The organism is Luteibacter aegosomatis, assembly GCF_023078455.1.
In the GTDB taxonomy this organism is placed as follows: domain Bacteria; phylum Pseudomonadota; class Gammaproteobacteria; order Xanthomonadales; family Rhodanobacteraceae; genus Luteibacter; species Luteibacter aegosomatis.
This window is the reverse complement of sequence record NZ_CP095740.1, coordinates 4,252,331-4,269,069: the sequence shown is the minus strand read 5'-3', so window position 1 is coordinate 4,269,069 and position 16,739 is coordinate 4,252,331. Positions and strand designations below refer to the sequence as shown.

Annotated in this window: 11 protein-coding genes; all 11 read left to right on the top strand. The window is 70.0% G+C overall.

Annotated elements, in window-relative coordinates; translation table 11 throughout:
* Nucleotides 1–24: 24 nt before the first annotated feature.
* The 11 genes from L2Y94_RS19225 to L2Y94_RS19175 all read left to right on the top strand — a co-directional run bounded on the left by L2Y94_RS19225 (nucleotide 25) and on the right by L2Y94_RS19175 (nucleotide 16,715).
* Complete coding sequence (locus L2Y94_RS19225) at nucleotides 25–8,055, top strand: ESPR-type extended signal peptide-containing protein (protein ID WP_247371185.1); 8,031 nt, start codon at nucleotides 25–27, stop codon at nucleotides 8,053–8,055.
* Between the two features lie 206 nt (nucleotides 8,056–8,261).
* Nucleotides 8,262–9,977 carry a type II secretion system ATPase GspE gene (gene gspE / locus L2Y94_RS19220; protein WP_247371182.1) on the top strand — a complete coding sequence of 572 codons (1,716 nt, stop codon included), beginning with the start codon at nucleotides 8,262–8,264 and terminating at the stop codon, nucleotides 9,975–9,977.
* 11 nt (nucleotides 9,978–9,988) lie between these two features.
* Nucleotides 9,989–11,206: a type II secretion system inner membrane protein GspF gene (gspF, locus tag L2Y94_RS19215; RefSeq protein ID WP_247371180.1), complete on the top strand. Its 1,218-nt coding sequence runs from the start codon at nucleotides 9,989–9,991 to the stop codon at nucleotides 11,204–11,206.
* An 82-nt stretch (nucleotides 11,207–11,288) separates the two neighbouring features.
* Nucleotides 11,289–11,657, top strand: a complete 369-nt coding sequence (locus L2Y94_RS19210) for a type II secretion system protein GspG (protein ID WP_247375349.1) — start codon at nucleotides 11,289–11,291, stop codon at nucleotides 11,655–11,657.
* A gap of 25 nt (nucleotides 11,658–11,682) precedes the next feature.
* The gene (locus L2Y94_RS19205) at nucleotides 11,683–12,123 is read left to right on the top strand and encodes a GspH/FimT family pseudopilin (RefSeq protein WP_247371177.1); all 441 of its coding nucleotides are present in this window, start codon (nucleotides 11,683–11,685) and stop codon (nucleotides 12,121–12,123) included.
* Entirely contained in the window at nucleotides 12,120–12,566 is a 447-nt protein-coding gene (locus L2Y94_RS19200) for a prepilin-type N-terminal cleavage/methylation domain-containing protein (RefSeq protein WP_247371175.1), read from the top strand. Before L2Y94_RS19205 ends, L2Y94_RS19200 begins: the two co-directional genes overlap by 4 nt.
* On the top strand, nucleotides 12,563–13,231 hold the full coding sequence (locus L2Y94_RS19195) for a prepilin-type N-terminal cleavage/methylation domain-containing protein (protein WP_345780006.1): 669 nt from the start codon (nucleotides 12,563–12,565) through the stop codon (nucleotides 13,229–13,231). The genes L2Y94_RS19200 and L2Y94_RS19195 overlap by 4 nt, the downstream gene beginning before the upstream one ends.
* Complete coding sequence (locus tag L2Y94_RS19190; protein ID WP_247371172.1) at nucleotides 13,228–14,082, top strand: type II secretion system minor pseudopilin; 855 nt, start codon at nucleotides 13,228–13,230, stop codon at nucleotides 14,080–14,082. The genes L2Y94_RS19195 and L2Y94_RS19190 overlap by 4 nt, the downstream gene beginning before the upstream one ends.
* Nucleotides 14,079–15,350, top strand: a complete 1,272-nt coding sequence (locus L2Y94_RS19185; RefSeq protein ID WP_247371171.1) for a type II secretion system protein GspL — start codon at nucleotides 14,079–14,081, stop codon at nucleotides 15,348–15,350. Before L2Y94_RS19190 ends, L2Y94_RS19185 begins: the two co-directional genes overlap by 4 nt.
* Nucleotides 15,337–15,933: a type II secretion system protein GspM gene (gene gspM / locus L2Y94_RS19180; RefSeq protein WP_247371170.1), complete on the top strand. Its 597-nt coding sequence runs from the start codon at nucleotides 15,337–15,339 to the stop codon at nucleotides 15,931–15,933. The genes L2Y94_RS19185 and gspM overlap by 14 nt, the downstream gene beginning before the upstream one ends.
* Nucleotides 15,930–16,715 (top strand): general secretion pathway protein GspN, encoded by a 786-nt coding sequence (locus tag L2Y94_RS19175; protein WP_247371167.1) that lies wholly within the window; start codon nucleotides 15,930–15,932, stop codon nucleotides 16,713–16,715. Before gspM ends, L2Y94_RS19175 begins: the two co-directional genes overlap by 4 nt.
* The last annotated feature ends 24 nt before the right edge of the window (nucleotides 16,716–16,739 follow it).

Below are 16,739 nucleotides of genomic sequence, written 5' to 3'. Positions count from 1 at the left end.
CGGCCACCTGGGAGGAAGTTTTTCGTGAATACCATCTACAGCAAGGTTTGGAACAAGTCGCTTGGCATGCTCGTGGTCGCGTCGGAATTCGCACGCGCGAACGGCAAGGGCGGATCCGCCAAGCGAGCGCGTGCCGCCATGGCGGCGCTGCCCCTGGCCGCCGGCATGATGCTGGCGCTGGGCAGCGCGCCGGTGCATGCGGGCGACGGCAGCAACGTCTGTGGCGGCTACCTGCTCGGCCTGCAGGGCAAGGCGCCGGTCGCCAAGGGCACCGATGCGTTCGCATGCGGCACCTCGGCCAAGGCCAGCGGCGAATACAGCACGGCCGTCGGCACGAAGGCGAAAGCCAACGACGACGGGACCGCCTACGGATATGACGCCCAGGCCACCGGCGCATGGTCCACGGCGCTGGGTCAGTCCTCGCGGGCCAGCGGTACCGATACCGTGGCGGTGGGCGAATCCTCCATGGCCAGCGGTTCGGCCAGCTCCGCCTTCGGCACGGACGCGCAGGCCACGGCGAAGAATTCCGTCGCCCTCGGCAGCGACAGCATCGCCAACCGGGCCAACACGGTTTCGATCGGTTCGCAGAACGCCGAGCGGCAGCTCACCAACCTCGCCGATGGCACGCAGGCCACCGACGCGGTGAACAAGCGTCAGCTCGACAAGGTATCGACCAACGTCACCGGGGTGTCCAACAGGGTGGATACGTTGTCAAAGTCGGTCGACAAGGTGTCCACGCGCGTCGACGGCGTGGAAAGCACGGTCAGCCAGCTTTCCGACGATGTCGACGGCGTGTCGCGCTATCACCAGGCCACCGGCAACGACGACGGCACGGACGACGCGCAGGCGCTCGGCCGGTTCGCGACGGCGACGGGCTCCGGTTCGTTCGCCGGCGCCGACGGCGCCACCGCGACCGGCAGCGGCGCGGTCGCCACGGGCAACCAGTCCACCGCGACCGGTATCGGCAGCGTCGCCAGTGGCGATGCGAGCGCGGCCTATGGCGCCGGGGCGCAGGCCGCCGGGGCGCAAAGCATGGCCTTCGGCAACAACGCGCTAGCCGCCGGTTCGTTGGGCTACGCGGCAGGCGCGAACGCGCAGGCGATGGGCGTGCAGGGCATCGCACTGGGTGCTTCGGCGAACTCCTCCGCCGACTACGCGATGGCCATGGGTTACAAGAGCGAGGCGCTCGGCGAATCGAGCACAGCCGTCGGCGGCCAGGCGAACCTCCTCTATGGCATCCCCGGCGGTGCGGCGTTCCTGCATACGCAGGCGCTGGGCTATGGCGCCACCTCGTTCGGCGCCGGGGCCTATTCGCGCGACTATGGCACGGCCGTGGGCCTGCTCGCCGCGGCGGGCGGTACGCGCGGAACCGCGCTGGGCTGGAGCGCGGCGGCTTACCAGAACAACGCCACGGCACTGGGCGAATTCGCCATCGGCTACGGCGAGAATGCCACGGGCGTGGGTGGCGAAGCGGCGGCCTATGGCAATAACTCCATCGCGCTCGGCTACCAGTCGGGCACGGCGCTCGACGATACGATTTCCATCGGCTCGCGGAGCACGGCGGTGTTCGAGGGAGCCGTGGCGCTGGGCGCGGGCAGCTACGCGAACAACGCCGGTTCGGTGGCGCTGGGTTCGGGCTCGATGACCGTGCGCGACAATACGGTGTCGGTCGGTGCGTCGCAGGATTGGGTCGATCGCAATGGCGTGGTGCATGCCGCGATGACGCGGCAGATCACCAACGTCGGCGCAGGTACGGAAGCGACCGACGCGGTAAACAAGTCGCAGTTGGACGAGGTGGCGAGCAGCGTGAGCGACGCGAGCCACTACTTCAAGGCGAGCGGCAACGGCGACGGCAGCGACGATGCGCAGACCATCGGCCAGTACGCCACGGCGGCGGGCTCGGGGGCGTTCGCGGGCGCCGACGGTGCGAGCGCGTTCGGATCGGGCGCGGTGGCGACGGGCCAGCAGGCGACGGCGTCGGGTTACGGCGCGGTGGCCTCGGGCCAGAACAGCGCCGCCTACGGTGCGAACGCGCAGGCGACGGGTCCGGGCAGCGTGGCGGTGGGCGGCAATGCCGTGGACGAAAACGGCAACGCGCTGATCACCAACGGCGGCGTGCCGGTGGACACCGGCGCGACGAGCGCGGGCGTGGGCGGCACGGCGGTGGGTGCGAGCGCGACCGCCAGCGGCTTCGCGGCAACGGCCAACGGCGTGGGCGCTTACGCCTCCGGCGCGGAAGCCGTGGCCTTGGGCGCCGTGGCCAATGCCACGGGCGATCTTTCGACCTCGCTGGGATCGGAGTCGTTGGCCGATGGTGTGCAGTCGACGGCGGTCGGCGCGAGCGCGGCGGCGTACAGTGACGGTTCGACCGCGCTGGGTAGCGCGGCCAGCGCGGTGGGCGTGGGCAGCGTGGCGGTGGGTGCCTCGTCCAGTGCCTATGGCGACGTTTCGACGGCGGTGGGTCCCCAGAGCACCGCGGCGGGATCGCAGAGCATAGCGATCGGCTGGATATCCAACGCCAACGGCGAGTCCAGCACGGCGATCGGCAGTTTCTCGACGGCTTCCGGCGACTTCTCCACGGCGGTGGGTACCGGCAGTACGAGCGACGGCGTGCGCGGTACCGCGATGGGCATGAATGCCAGCGCCAGTGGCCTCAGAAGCACGGCGCTCGGCAGTGCCAGCCTGGGCCTCGGCGACTACAGCACGGCACTGGGTGATCGAGCCTATGCCAACGGATATTCCGTGGCGCTGGGCGAAGGCAGTACGGTGTTTGCACAGTATGGAGCGGCACTGGGAACCGAAAGCAGGGTGACCGCCAACAACAGCGTGGCCCTGGGTTACGGCTCGCTTGCCGATCGCGAGAACACGATCTCGGTAGGTGCGGCCGCTCCGTGGGAAGACGCTTCCAGCGGCACCCTCTATCCGGCGGCCACTCGGCAGATCACCAACGTGGCCGCGGGAACGGAAGACACCGATGCGGTGAACAAGGGCCAGCTCGATGCGGTGGCCGGCAGCGTGAGCGACGCCAGTCATTACTTCAAGGCGAGTGGCCAGGGCGACGGCAGCGACGATGCGCAGACGCTCGGCCAGTACGCCACGGCGGCGGGGTCGGGCTCGTTCGCGGGAGCGGATGGTGCGAGCGCGTTCGGATCGGGCGCGGTGGCGGCGGGCCAGCAGGCGACGGCGATGGGTTACGGTGCGGTCGCGACGGGCCAGAACAGTGCCGCGTTCGGCGCGGGCGCCGAGGCCGACGGCCCGGGCAGCGTGGCGGTGGGCGGTAACGCGGTCGACGAAAACGGCAATCCGCTGATCACCAACGCCGGCGTGCCGGTGGACACCGGTGCGACGAGCGCGGGTGTCGGCGGCACGGCGGTGGGTGCGAGCGCGAACGCCAGCGGCTTCGCCGCCACGGCGAACGGCGTGGGTGCCTATGCCTCCGGTGCACAGGCTTCGGCGTTCGGTGCGGTCGCCAATGCCATCGGCGACCTGTCCACGGCGGTCGGCACGCAGAGCGCGGCGACGGGCACCAGCAGTCTGGCGGTCGGCGCATCGGCACAGGCCACGGGTGAGGAAAGCGTCGCCGTGGGTGGCGCGGCCTTCTTCGGCTTCATTCCAGCGGAGGCGACCGGTGCCGGTGCTTCCGCGTTCGGCGCCGGCGCCTGGGCCTCGGCCGACTATGCGACGGCGCTCGGCTGGTTGAGCACGGCGGACCATGAAAACGCCACGGCCGTCGGCATGTCGGCGGTGGCCGCCGATGTCGACGCCACGGCCGTCGGCGCACACACGGGCGCGGTCGGTGCGCAGGCGACGACGGTGGGTGCGAACTCGACGGCGGTGGGCGACCTTGCCGTCGCCCTCGGCGGCAGCGCGCGTGCCGTGGACAAGAACGCCACGGCGCTCGGCGGCAATGCGCAGGTCATCTGGGAAAACGGTACCGCGGTGGGCGCCAACTCGCTTTCGCAGGCCGCCGGCGCCACGGCCGTGGGCGCCGACAGCGCGACGTTCGGTGAAGAATCCACGGCCATCGGACATAACGCCGTCGCCGTGGGCGCGGGCGCATCGAGTTTCGGTGCCAGCAGTGCGACCGACGGTGACTACGCCACGGCGGTCGGCCAGGGTTCGTACGCCGCGGCACTGGGTGCGTCCGCCGTCGGTTCCGGCGCGGTGGCGACGGGCGGGCAGTCGACGTCGACCGGTTACGGTGCGGTGGCGTCGGGCCAGAACAGCGCGGCGTACGGTGCGAACGCACAGGCGACCGGTCCGGGCAGCGTGGCGGTCGGCGGCAACGCGGTCGACGAAAACGGCAATCCGCTGATCACCAACGGTGGGGTGCCGGTCGATACGGGTGCGACGAGCGCGGGTGTCGGCGGCACGGCGGTGGGCGCGAGCGCGAACGCCAGCGGCTTCGCTTCCACGGCGAGCGGCGTGGGTGCGTTTGCTTCCGGTGCGGAAGCGGTGGCCATGGGCGCCGTGGCCAATGCCACGGGCGACCTCTCGACCTCGCTGGGTTCGGAATCGCTGGCCGACGGCGTGCAGTCGACGGCGGTCGGCGCGGGCGCGGCCGCGTACAGCGACGGTTCGACGGCGCTGGGCAGCGCGGCCAGCGCCGCCGGCGTGGGCAGCGTGGCGATCGGTAACGGCGCGGAAACGGGCTTTGCCCTGTTCGGCCTGGAAAGCGCGAACGCGGTGGCGATCGGTGCCGGAAGCTGGGCGCTCGGCGACAACGCCACGGCGCTGGGCGCGAACGCCTGGGCGCTCAACGACAATGCGGTCGCGATCGGTGCCAATTCGACGACCGATCGCGACAACTCGGTGTCGGTGGGCGACGCGGGCGCGGAGCGCCAGATCACCCACGTCGCGGCGGGCACGGAAGCGACCGACGCTGTGAACAAGTCGCAGCTGGACGACGTGGCAAGCAGCGTGAGCGACGCGAGCCATTACTTCAAGGCGAGCGGCCAGGGCGACGGCAGCGACGATGCGCAGACGCTGGGCCAGTACGCCACGGCGGCGGGCTCGGGTGCGTTCGCGGGAGCGGACGGTGCGAGCGCGTTCGGCTCGGGCGCGGTGGCGGCGGGCCAGCAGGCGACGGCGATGGGTTACGGTGCGGTCGCGACGGGCCAGAACAGTGCAGCGTTCGGCGCGGGCGCCGAGGCCGACGGCCCGGGCAGCGTGGCGGTGGGCGGTAACGCGGTCGACGAAAACGGCAATCCGCTGATCACCAACGCCGGCGTGCCGGTGGACACCGGTGCGACGAGCGCGGGTGTCGGCGGCACGGCGGTGGGTGCGAGCGCGAACGCCAGCGGCTTCGCCGCCACGGCGAACGGCGTGGGTGCCTATGCCTCCGGTGCACAGGCTTCGGCGTTCGGTGCGGTCGCCAATGCCATCGGCGACCTGTCCACGGCGGTCGGCACGCAGAGCGCAGCGACGGGCACCAGCAGCGTGGCGGTCGGCGAATCGGCGCAGGCCACGGGCGATGAGAGCGTGGCGGTCGGCGGCAGCACGTTCTTCGGCCTGATTCCGGCGCAGGCCACGGGCGTGGGCGCTTCGGCGTTCGGTACGGGAGCGTGGGCGACGAACGATTACGCCACGGCACTGGGTTGGAACTCGTACGCCGATGGCGTGAGCAGCACGGCGGTCGGCGAGTCGGCCATCGCCGCGGCGGCCAATTCGGTAGCCCTGGGCGCGGGATCGTTCAACGACAGGGCGAACACGGTGTCGGTCGGCGACGTGGGTGCCGAGCGTCAGGTCACCAACGTGGCCGCGGGAACGGAAGACACCGATGCGGTGAACAAGGGCCAGCTCGATGCGGTGGCCGGCAGCGTGAGCGACGCCAGTCATTACTTCAAGGCGAGTGGCCAGGGCGACGGCAGCGACGATGCGCAGACGCTCGGCCAGTACGCCACGGCGGCGGGGTCGGGCGCGTTCGCGGGAGCGGATGGTGCGAGCGCGTTCGGATCGGGCGCGGTGGCGGCGGGCCAGCAGGCGACGGCGTCGGGCTACGGCGCGGTGGCGTCGGGACAGAACAGCGCCGCCTACGGCGCGAACGCGCAGGCGACCGGTCCGGCCAGCGTGGCGGTCGGTGGCAATGCCGTGGACGAAAACGGCAACGCGCTGATCACCAACGGCGGCGTGCCGGTGGATACCGGTGCGACGAGCGCGGGTGTCGGCGGTACGGCGGTGGGCGCGAGCGCGAGTGCCAACGGCTTCGCGGCGACGGCCAACGGCGTGGGCGCCTATGCCTCGGGAGCCCAGTCCACGGCCGTCGGCGCGGTGGCCAACGCCACCGGCGACTACTCGACGGCGATCGGTACGTCCACCACGGCATCGGGCAACGGTTCGGTGGCCGTCGGTGGGCCGGGGACCTTCAGCGGGCTGCAGGTATTCACCGGTGCGACCGGGCAGAACGCGTCCGCGTTCGGTGGCGGTGCCCAGGCGGTGGCCGACAACGCGACCGCGGTGGGTGCGATTGCCGCCGCCGAGGGCGTGGGCAGCACGGCCGTGGGTTATTTCGCCTACGCGCCGGGCACGAACGCCACGGCCCTGGGCGTCGACAGCTGGGCCTCGGGTGCGAGCAGCGTCGCGGTGGGCGATTTCTCCACCGCACGCGGCGCGAACAGCGTGGCACTGGGCTCCAACTCGGTCGCCGATCGCACCAACACGGTGTCCGTGGGCGATCGCGGAAGCGAGCGGCAGGTGGTCAACGTGGCGGCGGGCCAGCAAGGCACCGACGCGGTCAACGTCAACCAGCTGAACGATCTGGCGGGCAGCGTCAGCTCGGCTGCCCATTACGTGTCCGCCACGGGGGCGGGCGACGGCTCCGACGATGCGGCGGCCACGGGCGGCTTCGCCACGGCGGTCGGTTCGGGCGCCAGCGCGTCGGGCGACCTTTCCACGGCCGTCGGCGCCCTGGCGACGGCGAGCAAGGAGTCGGCTACGGCGTTCGGCGCCTCCGCCAATGCCTCGGGCGCCTCGTCCACCGCCATCGGCGACAGCGCTCGCGCGCTGGCCGCCAATTCGGTGGCCCTCGGCGCGGGCTCCACCGCCACGCGGGCCAACACGGTGTCGGTAGGCAGCGCGAGCGGCAACCGGCAGATCACCAACGTGGCGGCCGGTACGCAGGCCACCGACGCGGTGAACCTGAGCCAGCTCAATACGGCTCTGTCCGGTGCCTTCGGGGGCGCCTCGAACGCGGCGGGCAACGCCGTGGCGATGGCGCTCGGCGGCGGCGCGACCATGGGCGCCAACGGCCTGGTCGGTCCGAGTTATCGGGTGCAGGGCGGCACCTACGGGTCGGTGGGCGATGCGGTAGGTGCCCTGGACGGCGCGATCTCGTCGCTGAACACCCGGGTAGGCAGCCTGGAGTCGAGCTCGACGGCCGGCACAGGCGGCACCAAGGGGCCGGGCACCAGCCTGCCACGCACCGCGGCCCGTACGGCGTCGGTGGCGACACCGGCGGCGGCCGCGACGGCGACGGTGACGGAGGCCGCGCCGGAAGTTTCGGCCGCGATGACCGCCGCACCGGTCGCTTCCGGCACTCCGGTAGCGGCCGCCGCCGCGGCGCCGATTCCGGTCACGCCGGCGGTCGATGGCGGCGGAGCCCCGATCACCAACGTCGCCGCGGGCACCGCGCCCACCGACGCGGCCAACGTCAGCCAGGTCGACCAGGCCGTCGCCACGGCGAAGTCCTACGCCGACCAGGGCGACGCGGCCACGTTGAGCAGCGCCAAGGCCTACACCGACCAGAAGTTCGGCGACGTGGTGACCGGCGGCGCCTTCGACCAGTACAAGCGTGAGGTCGACCACCGCTTCAACAACCTCAACGATCGCCTGAACAAGGTGGGCGCGATGGGCGCGGCCATGTCGCAGATGGCGTTCAGCACCCAGGGCGTCAACGGCGACAACCGACTGGGTGTCGGCGTCGGCGGCTACAAGGGGCAGGGCGCGCTGTCGGTGGGCTTCTCCAAAGCCCTGTCGTCGAGGGCCAGTCTGACCTTCGGCGCCGCCGTCAGCGGCGGTGAGGCTTCCGGCGGCGTCGGTGTAGGCGTCGGCTGGTAAGCGACGGGGCGGCGGCCGCACGGCCGCCGCCCCGTTCCGGCATTGGCCGGGACGGGCGTGAGTTGCACGTTTCCGTCATGCATCACGTCATGGTCACGTCGCGGTCGCCCTCGACGCATGGGATGTGCTACCAATATCGGCCCGCGCGGTCAGGAACGATCGCGCAACCCATGCATTGAACGGACCGTGAGGATGGCATGTCTGCGATGACCGAGCATAAGGACATGCTTACCGGAGAACCCGGCGAAGCCCAGGTATGCGCGCACCTGGTGGCGCACGGCCGCCTGAAGGATACCGACCTCGCGCGGGCGCGCCGCCTTCACGACGAAACGCCCGAAGGCACGCTCACGGCGCTGATGGCGCGCTTGGGCCTGGTGTCCGAACGCGATCTCGCCGACGCGTGGGCCGACCTGCTCGGCCTGCCGCTGCTCGCCGCGAAGGACGCGCCCGACCTGCCGCCGGCCGACATCGAGCTGTCGCAGCGTTTTCTCAAGCAATACCACGTGGTGCCCGTGCGCGAGGGCGAGGACGGCGTGGTGCTGCTCGTCGCCGATCCCGCCGATCCTTATCCCTTGCAGGCGGTGCGCCTGGCCACGGGCCGCGACGTGCAGTTGCGCGTGGGCCTGCGTTCGGAAATCGACGATCTCATCGAGCGGTACTACGGCCAGGGCCGATCCGCGATGGGCAGCATCGTGGAAAGCCTCGACGGCAACGCGGCCGAGGAAGACGACGTCGAACACCTGCGCGACCTCGCTTCCGAAGCGCCGGTGATCCGCCTGGTGAACCTGATCCTGCAACGTGCCGTCGAACAGCGCGCGTCCGACGTGCACATCGAGCCGTTCGAGAATCGTCTCAAGGTGCGATATCGCATCGATGGCGTGCTGCACGAGGTGGAAGCACCGCCGTCCAGTTCCACCGCCGCGGTGATCTCGCGCGTGAAGATCATGGCGCGCCTCAACATCGCCGAGCGCCGCCTTCCCCAGGACGGCCGCATCCAGTTGCGCGTGCAGGGCAAGGAGCTCGACCTGCGTGTCTCCACCGTGCCGACGAGCTTCGGCGAGTCCGTGGTGATGCGTATCCTCGACCGCGAATCGGTGGTGTTCGATTTCGCCTCGCTGGGTTTCGCCGGGCACTTCCTCGACCGGTTCATCGAGGTGCTCGACCGTCCGCACGGCATCCTGTTGGTCACCGGTCCCACCGGCTCGGGCAAGACCACCACGCTTTACACGGCGCTGTCGCAGATCAACACGCCCGACGTGAAGATCATCACGGTCGAGGACCCGGTCGAATACCAGATCGAGGGCATCAACCAGATCCAGGTGAAGCCGCAGATCGGCCTGGACTTCACCGGCGCGCTGCGCTCGATCGTCCGACAGGATCCCGACGTGATCATGATCGGCGAAATGCGCGACCTGGAAACCTGCCGCATCGCCATCCAGTCGGCCCTCACGGGCCACCTGGTGCTTTCCACGCTGCACACCAACAGCGCGTCGGGCGGTGTCACCCGCCTGCTCGACATGGGCGTGGAGGATTACCTTCTCGGATCCACGGTGAACGGCATCCTCGCCCAGCGACTCGTGCGCCGCCTCGATCCGGAAACCGCGATTCCCTACGAGGCGATGCCCGAGGTGATCGAGCAGTTCCAGTTGCACAAGTACACCGACGAGCGCCCCATCCGCCTGTGGAAGCCGGGATCCAGCGCCGCCAATCCCACCGGCTACCGTGGCCGCCGGGCGATCATGGAGTTCCTGGTGATGAGCGATCCGCTGCGTCGCCTGGTGATGCAGCGCGCCGACGCCGGCGAGATCGAGCGCCAGGCGCGCGCCGAAGGCATGCGCACGATGTACGAAGACGGACTGGCCAAGGCCGTGGCCGGCATCACCACCATCGAGGAGGTCCTGCGCGTCACGCAGGAATCCTAGGGGGCATCGCGATGAGCCAGTTCCGCTATCGCGCGATCAGTGCCGTGGGCGAGGTGCTTTCCGGCCGCATGGAGGCCGCATCCGTCGAAGACGTGGTCGCGCGCCTGCAAGACCAGGGGCACACGCCGCTCGAAGCCGCGCCGGCCGATGGCGACGCCTCCGGCGGCGGCCTGGCCAAGCTGTTCCAGAAAGGCCCGTTCACCGGGGACCAGCTCGCCCAGTTCACCCACCAGCTCGCCACGCTGCTCGGTGCGGGCCAGCCGCTCGATCGCGCGTTGGGCATCCTGCTCGACCTGCCCGAGGGCGATCGCGCGAAGAACCTCGTCGAGCGCGTGCGCGATCGCGTGCGCGGCGGCACCACGCTGTCCACGGCGCTGGACGAAGAGAACGGCGTCTTCCCGCGCCTCTACATCAGCCTCGTGCGCGCGGGCGAGGCCGGCGGTTCGCTCGACGACACCCTGCGCCGCCTGGCCGATTACCTCGAGCGTTCGCAAGCCTTGCGCGGAAGCATCATCAACGCGTTGATCTACCCCGCCTTCCTCATGGTGGGCGTGCTCGGCTCGCTCGTGCTGCTGCTCGCCTACGTGGTGCCGCAGTTCGTGCCCATCTTCGCCGACATGCAGGTGCCGATCCCGCTCATCACCAAGGTGGTGCTCGCCATCGGTACCGTGGTGAGCGACTGGTGGTGGGCGCTGGTGCTCGTGCTCGTGGTGGGTGGCCTGCTGTTCAACGTGCGGCTGAAGGATCCGGACACCCGCCTCGCTTTCCATGCGCGCCTGCTCACGATGCGGGTGGCGGGCCCGCTGCTGCTGAAGGTGGAAACCGCGCGCATCGCACGCACGCTGGGCACGTTGCTGAAGAACGGCGTGCCGTTGCTTTCGGCGCTTTCCATCGCGCGCCAGGTCACCGGCAACCGTGCGCTCGACCAGGCGCTCGAGCAAGCCGCCGACCGGGTCAAGGGCGGTTCGGGACTGGGCAGTGCGCTCAGCCAGACCGAACGCTTCCCGCGACTGGCCTTGCAGATGATCCAGGTCGGTGAAGAAGCCGGCGCACTCGATACGATGCTTCTCAAGGTCGCCGACACGTTCGACGTGGAAGCCAAGCGTGCCATCGACCGGCTGCTCGCCGCGCTGGTGCCCACGCTCACCATCGTCATGACCGTGCTGGTGGCCTTCATCATGGCGGCGATCCTGTTGCCTCTGCTCAGCCTCACCAGCAACATCAACTGATCAAACCGTTCCAAGGAGCTTGCCCATGCGTACCGTGCGTACCCTGCCATCCCGTCATGCCCGCGGCTTCACGCTGCTGGAAATGCTCGCCGTGATCGTGCTGATCGGCATCATCGGCGCCATCGTGGTCACCCAGGTCGGCAAGAACGTCGACAAGGGCAAGTACGGCGCGGGCAAGGCCCAGCTCACCACGCTCAGCCAGAAGATCGAAAACTATGCGCTGGACAACGGCACGCCGCCCGCGCAGTTGAGCGACCTCATCACCAAGCCGGCCGATGCGTCGAGCTGGCAGGGCCCGTACGCCAAGGAATCCGACCTGAAGGATCCCTGGGGCCACGCGTTCGGTTATCGCTATCCGGGCGAACACGGCAATTTCGACCTGGTGTTCTACGGCCAGGACGGTAAGGCCGGCGGCGAAGGCTATTCGGCCGACGTCGGCAACTGGCAATAAGACGCGCCAGGCACGAAGCACGGCCATGCGCCCGCGCGGATTCACGCTCTTCGAGATGCTGGCCGTGATCCTGCTGATCGGCATCGCCGCGGCCGCGGTGTCGATCCCGGTCACCCAGGGTCTGGCCAGCGCGCGCGTGAATGCCGCCAGCGGTGAGCTGGCGGCGTCGCTGCGCTGGACGCGCGCGCAGTCGATCGTGCATGGCAAGAGCCTCGCTTTCGAGGTGGATACGGCCAAGGCCACCTATCGCGCGCCCGGCAAGGGCGACGTGCGCCTGCCCAAGGACATGCGCGTGTCCATCACCAGCGCGCGGGAAGATCAGGCCAACGCCACCACCGGTCGCATCCGCTTCTTCCCGGACGGCAGTTCCACCGGCGGCCGCATCACGCTCAAGCGTGGCGACCGCGAATGGCACGTCAACGTGGCGTGGCTCACCGGCGCGGTGAGCGTGGTGGATACCCGATGAGGGCGCCGGGTCATCCGGCGCAAGGCCAAGCGAGGCGATCGGCACAGGGCGGTTTCAGCCTGCTCGAAATCATCGCCGCCATCGCCGTGCTCGCCATCGCCTTCGCCGCGCTCATGCAGGTGGCGGGCAGTTCGCTCAGCCTCACCGCGCGCGCCAACGAGCGCACGCAGGCGGCGCTCCGCGCGCGCTCGCTGCTCGACGGCGCCTTCGTGATGGAGCCCTTGCAGGCGGGGAGCACCGAAGGCCGTTTCGACGATACCTACCGCTGGCGCCTCGACGTATCGCCCTGGCAGGCGCCGGGCGTCGCCGTCAACGCCGACAACGGCACCGCCAACGTGCTCTATCGCCTCGACCTCGACGTGATGTGGGGGAAGGGTGGCGACGAACGCCATGCCCGCTTTTCAACGTTGCGTCTCGGCGCGCCGCCGGGGAACGGCCCATGATGCGCTCCGTTCGCGGTTTCAGCCTGATGGAGGTGCTGGCGGCCCTGGCACTGCTCACCATCGTACTGCTCGGCGTCTATTCGGGCATCGGTACGGCGACGCGCATCGTGCGCAGCGGCGACGATGCCATCGAGCGCATGGACGAGATCCGCTCGGCGCAGACCTTCATCCGCGACGAACTGGCCCAGGCGCTGGTCATGCCCTACGGCGAAACCGACGACGGCGACGTGCTCGTCTTCGACGGCCGGGCGCAGACGATGAAGTTCGTCGCGCCGCTGCCCGGTTACCTCTCGCGCATGGGCGCCCAACTGCTCACGCTCGCGTTGGTCGACGACGGCCGCGAGCGGCAGCGCCTGGAAGTGACGCTGGCGCTCATTCCGCCCGACGGCGGCGACCCCCAACCGCTGGGCGAGCCGGAGGTGCTCCTGCGCGGCATCCGCAAGGGCGGTTTCGCCTATCGCGGCATGGACGACCAGAACCGGCCGATGGACTGGCAGGACGAATGGGCCGACCATCGGCGCACGCCATTGCTGGTGCGCATCCATCTCGACGCCGACGGCGGCGTGGCCTTTCCCGACATGGTGGCACCGGTCCGTATCGATGCGTCCGCCTCCCGCAACGGCTTCTTCTCGGGGCGCGGTACGCGCGGGCCGGTGATCCGATGAAGTGGCGGCAACGGCGTGGCGTGGCGCTGCTCATCGTGCTGTGGGGCTGCACCCTGCTGGCGATCATGCTCGGCGGGTTCGCGGCGCTCGCGCGTACCGAGGGTTTGCAGGCGCGTTACCAGTTCGCGCAGGTGCGCGCCCACTATGCGGCGGAGGCCGGCCTGGCACGCGCCGTGGCCGGCTTGCAGTCGCCCGACATCGATGCGCGCTGGATCGCCGACGGCCGCCTTTATCGCTTCGATTTCGACGACGCCAAGGTCACCGTCAGCATCGTCGACGAGGACGGCAAGGTCGACCTCAACGCCGCATCCAACGACGTGCTGGTCGGCCTGTTCAAGGCGGCGGGCGCCAACGACGATGCCGCGCGGCATGTGGCGGCCGCCATCCAGGACTGGCGCCGCCCCGGCGACGCGGCTTCGCCCAACGGTGCGAAAAAAGCGCAATACGAAGCGGCCGGTCTCGGCTATGGTCCGCGCAACGCCCCGTTCGCCACGGTCGAGGAGGCGCGCATGGTGCTGGGCATGGACCCGGCGCTGTGGGCGAAGGTGGAGCCGGTCCTCACCATCTGGTCGGGACGGGAGCGGCCCAATACCGAACATGCGCAGCCGCTTGCCCTGGCCGCCATCCCCGGCCTGGGCGACAACGGCGCCCAGGCCATCCTGGCGCAGCGTCAGCAGTCCCAGGGTTCGCTCGCGTCGGGAGGTAATGGTGTCACGCACACGATACGTGCGGAGGCCATCCTTGACGATGGGACGCGCAGTTCACTGACATCGACGATCCGATTACGTGGGATAAGATCGGGCAACCAGCCCTACGCCGTTTTGCGTTGGCGCGAAGGAGACGCTGAATGACCGCTTTGCAGGACGCCTCCCAACTGCAGCTCGACCGCTTGCGCCGCGCCTGGCGAGGCAGCGCGTTGCCGGGCTTCCTGCGCTGGTGGGGCGGCGAATTGTCGGCACTGGTGCCGGTGCGCTGGCGTCAGGCCTTCGCCGGCGGCAAGCGCTGGTACGTGATTGAGCGTCAGGGCGATGCCTGGCAGTTGCGCCGCGTGGGCGATTCCCTCGCCCTGGCCACGGCCGACGACATCGACGGCGTCGAGCATCGCGCCGCGGCGCTGGCCCGCGCGTTGTCCGAGGCCGATCCCGCCGACCGCCGCGTCGCCCTGCTGTTGCCGCCGGGCAGCGTGCTGCGTCGGCGCCTGGTGCTGCCGGTGGCCGCTCGCGACAATCTTCGTCAGGTGGTCGGCTTCGACCTCGACCGACAGACGCCTTTTCGCGCGGAAGACATCCATTTCGGCGTGCGCGACCTGGGCGAGCCGGCGCCGGACGGCCGCTTCGTCGCCGAACTTTCGGCCACGCCGCGTCAGGCACTGGACGCCCAGCTCGACGAACTGGCCGCGCTCGGCGTGTCGCCCGACCGGGTCGACGTGCCGCAGGGTTATGGCCTCGCCGGCATCGACCTCCTGCCGCCCGCCCGCGTGCCGCGCCGGGTCGATCGCCGCGCGCGCCTCAACGCGGCCCTGCTGGCGGTCATCGTGCTCCTGCTCTTCGGTGCCATGGCCGGTTGGCTGCACAATCGCACCGCCGCCCTCGAAGACATGCGCGCGCAGGTCGAATCGCTTCGCTCCGACGCGCAGAAGGTCAAGGTCTTGCGCCAGCGGCTGACCGAAAGCGCGGGTGCCTCCGGTTTCCTCGCCAAGCGGAAAGCCGAATCGCCGGCGATCCTCCCCGTGCTGTCCGAGCTCACCCAGCGCCTGTCCGACGACACCTGGCTGGAGCGCTTCACGGTCAACGCCAGCGGGCAGATCGGTTTCCAGGGCCAGAGTCCCCAGGCGGCGCGCCTGATCGACGCCATGAAAGGCGCCGCCTACATCGGCGAACCGAGCTTCCAGGGCACCATCCAGAGCGATCCCACCTCGGGCAAGGAACGCTTCTACATGCAGGCCAAGGCGCTGACGCCCAAGCCGGGCACGGTAACCCCCCATCCGCACGCGCAGCCGGCCCCGGCGTCGACCGCAGGGACCGCGGCGGCGGGTACCGCGCCGGCGAAGGTATCGCCCGTCACCGCCGTGCCCGCATCCAAGACCAAGGAGAACGCCGGTGCGCATGAAGCCAAATGAATCCCGCGTCGCGGCGATCCTGCTTCTCCTGGTCGCGGTGGTCGTCGCCTACTTCGCATTGATCCACTGGTGGTTCGTGGCGCCGCAGCTGGCCATGGCCGACGAAATGAGCGACCTGCGCGACTCGCAGCGCCGCTTCGCCGCCGCCATCGCCGAACGTCCGCAACTGGAAAAGCGCCTGGCTTCCCTCGAACAGGGCCAGACGCGCAGCGACGCCTTCCTGCAAGGGGACGACACCAATGCCGCCGCCGCCGGCCTGATGCAACGCATCGTCGATGTCGCGGCCGCGCATCACGAAGACGGCGCCTGCGACGTAGTCCAGAAGATGCCGGTACCGAGCCAGGAGAAAGCGGGCGAGCCTTACCGCAAGGTCACCGTGAACATCAGCCTGCGTTGCCAGATGCAGCCGATGACGGCCGTGCTGCACGACATCGAGGAAGCGGCACCCTATCTCTTCATCGAAGACTTCAGCATCTACCGCAATCCCGTGGCCGCACGTAACGGCGCGGCCGCGCCGATGGAAGTGCAATTCACCGTGTCCGGTTACATCCATGCCGCGCACGCGGCGAAGGCGGCGTCGTGAACGCGGCCGGTCAGCGTCGCCTCACGCCGGTCCTCGGCGGTATCGCCCTCGCGTTGGCGGCCGTGTGCGCCACGTTCGCGATGGGCGTCGGGCGTGGCATCCAGTGGGACGATCCTTCGCCTCCCGAACCGTTGCCGCAGACGCGCGCGGCGGCGATGCCGAAACCGACCCCCATCACCGATTTCGCCGAAGTCTGGCAGCGCCCGCTGTTCATGGCCGATCGCAAGCCCGTCGCCGCCACGGGCGGTGACGATTCGTCGAGCAACATCGGCGACCTCGAACTGACCGGCATCATCATGACGTCGGGCCTGCGAATGGCCCTGCTGCGCGATACCGGCAAGGATGCCACCACGCCTACGGTACGGGTAAAGGAAGGCTCGGCGCTCGGCGACGGGCATTGGACGCTCGCCTCACTCACACCGCGAAGCGCCGTGTTCGACAACGGCGGCGAGAGGCGGGAGCTCACCCTCAAGGTGGCGGCCCCCGATCCGCTGGCCAACGGCCCGAAGAACGGCGCGCCCATGCCACCCGGACAGCCTCAGCCGCCCTCATCCCGTCCCTCCCAGATGGGTAACGGCATCCACATCGAACAGCATCCGGCCAGTTCCGGCATCGCCGGTCCGGTGCCGCCGCAGCCCGCGTCGGCCGCCACGCGCCAAGCCCCGCCACGGCAGGACGATCAGGCCCTGCAACAGGCCCGTATCGAGGCGCTCAAGGCAGCGGTGCAGCGGCGACGCATCGAGCAACAGCAACAGCAACAGCAGAACACGCAATCGAGGTAACGGCGCCGCCCGCGCCGTCAAGGA

Excerpts from the sequence above, each read along its gene's own strand:
- L2Y94_RS19210 (WP_247375349.1), top strand. The coding sequence starts at position 11,289 with ATGCTCGCCGTGATCGTGCTGATCGGCATCATCGGCGCCATCGTGGTC.
- L2Y94_RS19190 (WP_247371172.1), top strand. The coding sequence starts at position 13,228 with ATGAAGTGGCGGCAACGGCGTGGCGTGGCGCTGCTCATCGTGCTGTGG.
- L2Y94_RS19200 (WP_247371175.1), top strand. The coding sequence starts at position 12,120 with ATGAGGGCGCCGGGTCATCCGGCGCAAGGCCAAGCGAGGCGATCGGCA.
- gspF (WP_247371180.1), top strand. The coding sequence starts at position 9,989 with ATGAGCCAGTTCCGCTATCGCGCGATCAGTGCCGTGGGCGAGGTGCTT.
- gspE (WP_247371182.1), top strand. The coding sequence starts at position 8,262 with ATGACCGAGCATAAGGACATGCTTACCGGAGAACCCGGCGAAGCCCAG.
- gspM (WP_247371170.1), top strand. The coding sequence starts at position 15,337 with ATGAAGCCAAATGAATCCCGCGTCGCGGCGATCCTGCTTCTCCTGGTC.
- L2Y94_RS19205 (WP_247371177.1), top strand. The coding sequence starts at position 11,683 with ATGCGCCCGCGCGGATTCACGCTCTTCGAGATGCTGGCCGTGATCCTG.
- L2Y94_RS19185 (WP_247371171.1), top strand. The coding sequence starts at position 14,079 with ATGACCGCTTTGCAGGACGCCTCCCAACTGCAGCTCGACCGCTTGCGC.
- L2Y94_RS19195 (WP_345780006.1), top strand. The coding sequence starts at position 12,563 with ATGATGCGCTCCGTTCGCGGTTTCAGCCTGATGGAGGTGCTGGCGGCC.